Source organism: Aequorivita aurantiaca (assembly GCF_030410135.1).
In the GTDB taxonomy this organism is placed as follows: Bacteria; Bacteroidota; Bacteroidia; order Flavobacteriales; family Flavobacteriaceae; genus Aequorivita; species Aequorivita aurantiaca.
In genome coordinates, this window is the sequence record NZ_JAUGQQ010000002.1 from 516,574 (window position 1) to 526,203 (window position 9,630).

At 38.3% G+C, this 9,630-nt stretch carries 7 protein-coding genes; all 7 read right to left on the minus strand.

All coding sequences use genetic code 11. The features are described from left to right. Window position 1 precedes the first annotated feature (1 nt). Window positions 2-1,558 (minus strand): sensor histidine kinase, encoded by a 1,557-nt coding sequence (locus tag QRD02_RS05740; protein WP_290253961.1) that lies wholly within the window; start codon window positions 1,556-1,558, stop codon window positions 2-4. A 68-nt stretch (window positions 1,559-1,626) separates the two neighbouring features. Then, window positions 1,627-2,220 carry a dephospho-CoA kinase gene (gene coaE, locus QRD02_RS05745; protein WP_290253962.1) on the minus strand — a complete coding sequence of 198 codons (594 nt, stop codon included), beginning with the start codon at window positions 2,218-2,220 and terminating at the stop codon, window positions 1,627-1,629. A gap of 17 nt (window positions 2,221-2,237) precedes the next feature. After that, a complete protein-coding gene (locus QRD02_RS05750) occupies window positions 2,238-3,188 on the minus strand; it encodes a CdaR family protein (RefSeq protein WP_290253963.1) in 951 nt (316 codons plus the stop codon). A gap of 26 nt (window positions 3,189-3,214) precedes the next feature. Then, a complete protein-coding gene (locus QRD02_RS05755) occupies window positions 3,215-4,216 on the minus strand; it encodes a glycosyltransferase family 2 protein (RefSeq protein ID WP_290253964.1) in 1,002 nt (333 codons plus the stop codon). Window positions 4,217-4,285: 69 nt separating this feature from the next. Next, window positions 4,286-6,016, minus strand: coding sequence for a T9SS type A sorting domain-containing protein (locus QRD02_RS05760; protein WP_290253965.1), 1,731 nt, complete (start codon window positions 6,014-6,016; stop codon window positions 4,286-4,288). 142 nt (window positions 6,017-6,158) lie between these two features. Next, window positions 6,159-7,808 carry a T9SS type A sorting domain-containing protein gene (locus QRD02_RS05765; protein ID WP_290253966.1) on the minus strand — a complete coding sequence of 550 codons (1,650 nt, stop codon included), beginning with the start codon at window positions 7,806-7,808 and terminating at the stop codon, window positions 6,159-6,161. 163 nt (window positions 7,809-7,971) lie between these two features. After that, window positions 7,972-9,630, minus strand: a 1,659-nt coding sequence (locus QRD02_RS05770; RefSeq protein WP_290253967.1) for a T9SS type A sorting domain-containing protein, incomplete at its 5' end; no start/stop codon positions are given.

The following is a 9,630-nucleotide window of genomic DNA, read 5'->3' on the forward strand; positions in this document are numbered from 1 at the left end:
TTTAAGATATTAAGTGTAGTTTTATTATAAATGTGCTGCCCTTTCCCTTTTCGCTCTCTACGAAGATTTCGGCATCGTGGTCATCCAAGATTCGCTTGACATAAGCAAGGCCCAGACCGTGGCCTTTTACATTGTGAATATCACCGGTATGTTCGCGATAAAATTTTTCAAATATTCTTTTTTGGACGGGTTTGCTCATACCCATTCCTTGGTCGCGTATTTTAAGTATAACGCTGTTCTTTACATTTTCTGAATAAATATCAATTTTAGGAGCATCTTCAGAATATTTTATTGCGTTATCCAATAAATTAACCACTACATTGCTAAGGTGCGATTTGTTCGCTAATACTGCCGATTGCAGCGCGCCGTAATGTGTTTTGATATATCCTCCCCTATTTTCCACAATTAAACTTACGTGCGATATTGCCTCCTCCACTACTTCTTGTAGGCTTACCCCTTCCTTGGGTAAATCCAATTCATTCTTTTCGAGCTTAGAAATTTGCAATACGTTTTCCACCTGTGCATGCATGCGCTTGTTCTCTTCCCTTATCATTGCCAGATATCGGTCCAAAAATTCTTTATTGTCCTTCACCTTCGGATTTTTAAGGGAATCCAACGCAAGGTTTATGGTTGCAATCGGGGTTTTGAACTCGTGGGTCATATTGTTTATAAAATCACTTTTAATTTGGGAAATCTGTCTTTGTTTATAGATTTGTGAAATAGCGCTGGAATATGCCAGGATGATTACTGCCGTAAAAACGAGCGATAGTATTGCCATTCCCAAAATGCTGTTTAGCACCAATTTCTCTTTTTCCGAAAAATTTACATATAGCTTGTAGGTTGTATCATTTTCAGTATCAAAAAGTGGCACTACGTACGTACTTCCTTCATTGTATTTAAAATTCTTTGACCGCACCTTAGTTTCAAGATTGTTGCTGTATACCGCAAATTCAAACTTTGAATTCAATCCTCTTCCTTTTAATTCGCTGTCGATTAAATTGGAAATAACTTCGGGGCTCACCCTTTTATAAATAGGCGTGAGCGCTGTAATATTACTTACAAAACTTTCAAACTGCTTCTGCTCATAATCCTTCATTCTGGAAAAGGACACTGCTCCCGTTTCCATAGTAATCCCGTCAAGTCCGTTAGAAATACGGGTTTTGGTTTTTCTATTCGTAAGTTTTTTGAACTGTATGCTATCAACATCCGTGTCAACCAATCCCGCGGAAAGTTTATAGTCCTGCTCTAAAATTCCATCGGTAAAAATGTAGGTTTCATTAGTGGCTTTATTCTGATATTTATAGGCCAATTCGGTAAAACTTACATTATCGGGAACTTTTATGCTGTCTACATAGGGTATATAGAGTTGATAATAAGCCTCAGTCTCACGTAATTTTATATCCTTTGCCACGGATAAAAGAACTTGTTTTGCGTTAATCGTAAATTGATCTGCTTTAGTTCGGTATGCATTTGATATCCAATATCCTTGAACAAATACTATCCCCAATAATGAGAGGCTCATTAGTGCTATGAGCAGTACGAATAATTTTTTGTTCATTCCCCAAAAATAAGATTTTAACATTTAGTGATTCTACCCTTTAACCAAATGTTAACAAAAGTCGGGAATTACTGAAATTTGAAGGTTTGAAGAAACTTATTATGGATTGAAATTACCTGTTTTTGGGTTTCATGTAAATCGATATTTTTAATGATGATATCCGCCAATGTCGCTTTTTTTTCGTCGCTCCATTGGCTGTTCATGCGTTGTTCAATTTCTGTTTCGGAAACTGCGTCCCTTGCCATAACCCGTGCCAAACGTGTGTTTTTTGGAGCTGTAACCAGAATTGTCAAGTCACAATTTTTATAACCACCATTTTCAAAAAGAATGGCGGCTTCCTTTATTACATATAAGGCGTTTTGTTTTGACACCCAATCTTGAAAATGCACTGCAACCCTGGGATGGATAATCCCATTTACAGCCTCCAATAATAGTTTATCCTTAAAGATTTTATCCGCAACAAATTTTCTGTTTAAAATTTGACCAACATAAGTTTCTTCACCCAGTAAGGCAGTTAACTCATAGCGGATTTCCGGGGAAGAATCGGTTAATTTTTTTGCTTCAATATCTGCAATGTAAACAGGTACGCCTAAATCTGAAAAAAATTTAGCCACAGTGGTTTTCCCGCTGCCGATGCCACCTGTTAATCCAATTATTTTCATTTCTTAAGATTTAGGCCTTATTTTAAGATAAAAAAATCTATTTTTTTTGGTTCAAAAACGACGTTATAAACATTCTGAGGCTTTTTCTCAAGATAGGGCAACATAAAGTTTTCCTCTTTATTTCTTTGGGAATAATCGCAGACCACGCGGAAGGAGTCTTTTGAAATTGAAGCAAAATCATTTACAGAAACGTCAAAGGTAACACTCACAGCGTTCGGCACCATTTTAACGTTCATATCCGGCGGAAGGTTTATAACCTCAACAGGCAAGGTAAATTGCCCCTGCGAGAATTCTGCCACCACCAATTGAAACTCTACTTTGTTGGGTTTGATTGACACTATTTCATTTCCCGGACTTACTACCTTAACCGTTTCAGCAATATTTTTCTCTACATTATTTATTGAAATCAATTCCGTTTCAATCGCATTAATATTCTTCAGGCTACCCGAAGGACCAGATATGGTTATGGAATCGGGAATAAGCCTTATGCTATCTACCGCCTTAAAACCATTTTTAAATTTGATGTCTGTTTTTGCAGCCACTCGAACCCGTTTTAAAACAATAGGGTCCAAATGAACCGTCAACTCCTCGATGGAAAGATTTTTTATGGCCAAATTTCTGTTGAAATTAGCTGAGACCATTCTCAAAAGTTCGCTTCTTGAAATTGTAAACAGGCCTTTATCATTGGCATAATATTTCGTAACTGGAACAGTTATTGTCGGTTGCTTAAATTTATAAAAAAGTATTTCGAAACCGTTTGCGGTCAAATCAAAAGTAATTTCCTTGGCATTGTTATCAGCCAACGCAGCAGTTTCGGGTATATTTTCATATTTAATTTTCGCGGTCATTGAAGATGTAAACTCTCTACTGAACTTCGTTAGAATCCAAAAACTGGTTGCCAATAAAAGGAACAGCAGAAACCGATTTATCTTGGCATTTTTACTATTTTTTGAATATCCCTTTGACATTACTGTTTATTTGATGTTCAATAAAATTACTTAAAAAATAAGGAGGGAAATTGTTTCCGAGGATCTTTCTTCAAAATAGTTATGAAAAATGAAGACTTCAAAAAGGCTAAGCCATAACCGAAAAACTGAATGAACACAGCAGCCACGGACAGTATTCCTATAAATAAACTTCGATTTTTTACAGAGGCGTCAGCAAAAATTAAAATGATATATAAAGCAAGTGAAACTATAAAAATCGGGTGGAAAATTAATGAGAACAAAACTGAAGCGACAACAAATAGAATGAATAGCGTTGGTAGCCAATAAGTAATTTTTGCCGCGGAAGGATGCCACTGGTTTAGAATGGGCCTAGCGAGGCCGAACTTTTTTACTTGCACATAAAATTTTTTCCAAGAGATTCGCCTTTTATGGTAAACATATGCATTTGGAATAAAAGTGGTTTTGAAACCCGCTTTGAGGATACGCTGTGAAAGGTCAGGATCTTCACCTGGATGAATTTTGGCAAAACCCCCAGTTTCCGTAAAAGCCTCTTTAGAAATTCCCATATTGAAGCTTCTGGGCTCAAAATGAACCACACTCTTCTCACTTCCGCGAATGCCACCGGTTGTTAAAAATGAAGTCATTGAATAGTTTATAGCTTTCTGTAAGTCAGAAAAACTTTCGTGAGCCGCATCCGAACCCCCAAAGCAATGATAAAATGTTTTATTTAGATATGAATCTACAGTGTTTAAATAATGTGGTGGCAACAAACAATCGGAATCCAGAATTATAAAATAATTTCCTCTGGCCCGTTCCATTCCGAAATTTCGAGAATCACCAGGACCTGTATTCGTTTTAAAAAAATAAGATATAGAAAGGCTTTTTCTGAATTTTTCAACAATTATTTCAGCCGTATCGGTAGAGCCATCTTCAACGATTACTACTTCAAAAGGTTGTTGAAAATCCAATTTGAGAAAACTTTCCAAAAGCTCCAACACTTCTTGTGGTCGGTTATAAACGGGAATTATAAAGGAGTACATCCGTTGCATTGAACAAAGTTAATTAAATAAAAAAAGCCATCCACTTAAGTGGATGGCTTTTAAATTTATTTTGAAAAATTAGTTTTTCAATACTTTGTAAGTACCAGTTTGGCCTTCAACAGTAACTTTCATAATATAGGTTCCGGTTGTTAAACCAGAAATATCCAAATTAGAAGTTGTAGCCCCTACCTTAGTATTCAATACGCTCTGACCTAACAAATTGTAGATAGCCACAGAATCAATATTGTTTACAGACTTCAAAGAAAGCGCACCATTCGTTGGGTTTGGATAGTAAGCAAATCCTTGTAATGCATTTTCTGAAACTCCTAAGATTTCACCTCTTGCAGAAGTCCAAGCTACTTGGTCAGCACCACCGCTGAAAAGACCAATTACGGTTGAAGCACCTGTAAGAACATCCACTCTTCTCCACTGTGATTGGAATGCACCACCATCAAAAGCTGATAGATATACAAAACCAGGATCACCCTTAATGTAAGTTCCACCTTGACCGAAGTTAGCATCAAATCCTAATGATCCAATGATAGACGCTGTACCTGTTGCAAGATCAACATAGTAAAAATTATCATCAACGATATCGTGGCTGTAAGCATCACCATTTGCATCGATCATAAGTGAAATACCACCGGCCATACCAGTCATACCAATTGTTGTAGCAGTGGCAGCACCTATATCAATAGTTGATAATGTAGAAGTTGCGATGTTTGTAGAAAGCGCATATAATGTTCCACTTGCATCAAACTCTGCACCAGCCCAAGTTTCACCATTTGGAGCAGCAATGTTTCCAAGAGAAGTGTAAACTCCTGTAGCAAGATCTACGCTATAGAAAGCACCACCGTTGTCAAGAACATAAGCCGTTCCGTCATTGTTTGGGTCAATTGCGCCAGCGTTTTCAAAGCCAACAGCTGGAGAAACACCAAGGTTAGTTAATGCCGTTGGATCAGCAGGATCAAAAGAAATTAAGTTAGCTGTTGTATTGTTTATACCGAAAACCTCAGCAGGGTCTGCACTTCCTCCTGGCTCATCGTCACCAAGAACGTTCCATACCATTCCAACAGTTAAACCTAAGTCAAAAAATGGCGTAGGTACATTTGCACCACAGTCTGTTGCCATAATATAGCTTGGTCCAGTTTCTCCAGCTGAATTAACACCAGTTGTCATATAATTAGTTCCAGTTCCGTCATCAACAAGTACCATTTCCATAACCATAGCTTCTCCTGCAGGAATCATAGCTGAAAGTGGTAAATTTACAATACTTAATGCATCAGCATTTGTAGCAGTATGTACTGCTGTTCCTTGTAAAGTTAAAGTTCCACCTGGAAATGATCCTGGGGTAGTTGAATAGATATTAATTGTAATTGGAAATCCAGAAGGAGTAGTAATTGCATCAATGGCAAACTCAACTGCAGTTACTTCAAATCCATTAACCACACCAAAATCTCCTGCTAAATCAAAAGCTCTATAGAAATTGTTATTTCTAAAATCAATAGGGTGAGCTGCACAAGCAATACCAGCTCCAGCTTCAATGGTTTGGGAATTACTTTGAGTAATTACCATAGGAGCTAAATTTTGAATTCCATTGTAATGAACATTCAACATACGTTGCTCTTGCGTAGAAAAGTAATCATTCACGTCACCCGCAACATTTCCTATGGATTGAAGTCGAGTTATCAAACTTTCAATGGAAACTTGCGTTTGCTGGCTCGTGCTAGTTCCCGTAAAGGAATTTTGGGCATTCATTAAGCCAATGGACCCAATAAATACTGTAATTAGTAATGTAATTTTTTTCATAATAAGTTTTGATTAAAAGGTTAAAATTTTCAATTTATGAGTCTAAAGATATTCAAAAAAGATTGACTCCAAAAATTTTATCGTTAAAAAACAGAAAATCCATCCGCTTTTGCGGATGGATTTTTATAATGATTAAAATGTATTAATTTTTCAAGACCTTATAGGTTCCAATTTGGCCATCAACGGTAACTTTCATAATATAGCTTCCAGAAGTTAATCCACTTAAATCCAAATTAGAATTTGTTGCATCAATTTTGGCACTTAAGACAACTTGACCTATCAAGTTATAAATAGCTACAGTATCGATGTTCTTTACAGATTTTAAGGAAAGAATTCCCTGAGTTGGGTTTGGATAATATGCAAAACCACCCAATGCATTCTCAGAAACGCCCAATGGATTGCAATCACCTTCAAAATTATAAACCAAATCATCTGTTCCTGTAGCAACTAACCACGTAACACCACCATCAGGTGAATATACTGAAGGATAACCTACGATACTCGCAGTGGTAGTTTCCCAATAGCCCGGTCCTCCTGTACCAGCGGAAGTTGTAACATAAATACTTACCCAATAAGTAGTTGGAAAAGCAGCTTGTCCGGATAAAAGTATTGGAGCTAAGTCAAATACTACTTCAGTTACATCAAGTTGTGATGCAGCGGGAAAATCGCCCAATACTGTTTGTGAACTTGGAACAACACCAGTCTGCGTTGCAATCACGTTTCCTGGATCTGGAAGTCCTCCAAAATCATCCGCATAAACTGTGATATCGGCGCTAACAATTGAATCGCCATCAGGCATTATAAAATTCACAGTTGCTTTATTCAGGCTCATATTCTCATTAATGGCCACTGTTAAATCAGTCGCAATCATTTGTGGGGTATCGGCTGACGATGTATATCCATTTTCAAAACCATTTGAAGAATTTGATTCGTTACAAGCATTACCGCCACCTACAAGATCACCGTACATTACAAAAGGCATTCCTTGAGGAGTAAATGACCCTCCATCTTCAGCAATAATCCAAACTCCAGATTGATTTTGAAGAGCATTACCCGTTGTAGCATTACCTGTAATCACAATTGGTGGAGCCCATGGACCGGATGCCCCAGTACCTTCAAAAGTGTATTCAATCCAATATGTTCCCGGAGTTAATGACAATCCCGTGGTCAGACCGGTAACTCGTTGAATTTCTCTGGAAGTATCGCCTGGTGCACTTTCCAATTGTCTAAATGCATCGGTTGCTGTTGCTGTATCAAGAATGTCAGTAGTTAAATCTCCCCAAATAACACTTGCACCGCCGCCACTTGGATCTCCATCCCAGACTTGAAGGTATAAAGCGTTTATTGAAGGAGCAGATGACCCCGTTTGATATGCGAATACATCAATGGACGTAATGTCATACGAATCAGTAAGCACAACATCATCTGCCATACTATTTCCTGCTGTAAATTGTGCGCCGAAACCATATAAACTCATTCCCAGAGAGGCATCCTGCAAGAAACTAATATCCGGTGGTCCTGCAACGTTGAAGTAAGGACCGTTGTCATAAACCACTGCATTAGGAGATCGGAAGTAGTATGTGCCGGTAAAAGGAATGTTTAAATTCTCATCTCTTTCAATAGTCGAAGTTAATCCTGTAGTTTCACCTACCGCTGTGCCTGTGGCATTATAATAGGCCGCTGGAAGTTGAACATTCGGCGAATTGTGGTCCGCGCTCACATTTGTGGCTCTATTTTGGCTAAATCCGATAGCACAAATACCCATAAAAATTAACAATGTAGTTTTTTTCATAATAATCTATCGTTTAATTGTTAGTAATAAATTCATTTTGATGAATACATTAAAGATATTCAAAAAATGATGTAAAACAAATAAAATGAAATAATTATTCTCTATGAAAATAAAAAGCCGCTCATCAAAATGAGCGGCTTTGTTAATGGAAAAAAATCTATAATTATTGTTTCAACACCTTATATGTTCCAGTTTCACCATTAATGGTAACTTTCATTATATATGTACCGGTACTTAAGCCTGTAATATCCACTTGTGAACTTGTAGAATTCACCTTACTTTCAATCACTAATTGGCCTAAAAAGTTATACATTGATACTTGTTCAATGTTGTCAACACTGTTTAAGTTCAAAATACCGTTGGTTGGATTCGGATAGAAGCTAAACCCTGAAATGGTATTATCAGAAAGTCCAAGGTTTGTACCATCTATCACAATATCAGTTACCGCTCCTGTATTCATAACAAACACATAGTATGCCTGACCTCCCAAGGTAAATATGGATGCAGAGGTACCAGGTGCACACTGATTGGATTGCTGTGGCACCAAGGTAAGATCTGTTTCCACTGCGTTCTCATTTGGAGCTGTGTAGAAAGTAACAGAGCTTGCGCCACCCGGGGTTACAATGGTTGCGTTAGCTGTTCCATCGCCTGCCGGTACGAAATTGTACCAAACACCATTTGCACCAGTCAAGTCACAATTCACAGGATTACCGTTTTCAGTAGTTGCCGCAGGCATTGCTACAGAAGGATCAGTGTAAGGGAATCCAATCTCGTCCACATCAATTGAATTAACAATCATATCATTCGGTGGTGGGGTTGGAGAACAAGTAACGTCTAAGGTAAAGTTACCTGTTGCGCCACCAAAACTGTGGATTAAAATATAGTATTCTGTGTTTCCGTCACTCGCAAAGGTTACTTCAGATTGAAGGCCGCAAGCATCATCATTTCCGTCCACACAAACTAAGGCTGAACAAGTTCCACTGTACACTGAAATTTTAGAATCGAAATCCGTTCCATTACATAATGATAAAGTTATATCACCTGGCAATCCGCTGTTATCGTTTAATTTATACCAAACACCGGGAGACGTTATTGGCGTTCCACAAGTAGGGGCATTATCGATAGTAGCTCCGTCGGTTGACCCAGTAATAGAATCACCACAACTCACGGCAATGGCGCCGCTACAGTCATCGTTCGCTATAGGCTCCTCACAGGTTACATCCAAACTAAAGTTACCTGAATTACTGCCAAAACCTTCAACCATGATATAATAGGTAGATGTTCCATCGGAAACGAATGTAACTTCAGATTGAAGACCGCAAGAATCATCATTGAAGGCAAGCTCGTTTTGAAGGTCACAATCATCAAACACACGAAGAACTGAATCGAAATCAGTTCCGCCTCCACAAAGTGAAATAGTAACTAATTGCGAAGTACCACTTCCTGTGAATTTATAAAATACGTCCGGAGCCGGATTTCCACCAGAATCAGTAGCTGTCAAAGTTTCGCCCGTTACACTGTCTCCACAAGAAAGTGCTATCGCACCAGAGCAGTCGTCATAAGTACTGCCCCCTCCAATTGGGGTACAAGTTCCCGCAAAGGTATATACACCTTCATTGGCTGGTTCAGTTATAAACCCTGTGCCATCATTATAACTAAGTCCAAAACCAATTACACCTGCACTTGAGAATTCCCAGAACGTGTTGCTTCCGTCAGTTGGCTCCAAAGATAGACCAATCCAGTACGTAGTAGCCGCACCAACTTGGCCCGGTAGGTTTACATCGGCAATATCAAGCTCTACGCTCCAAGCGTCAAAGCCAAA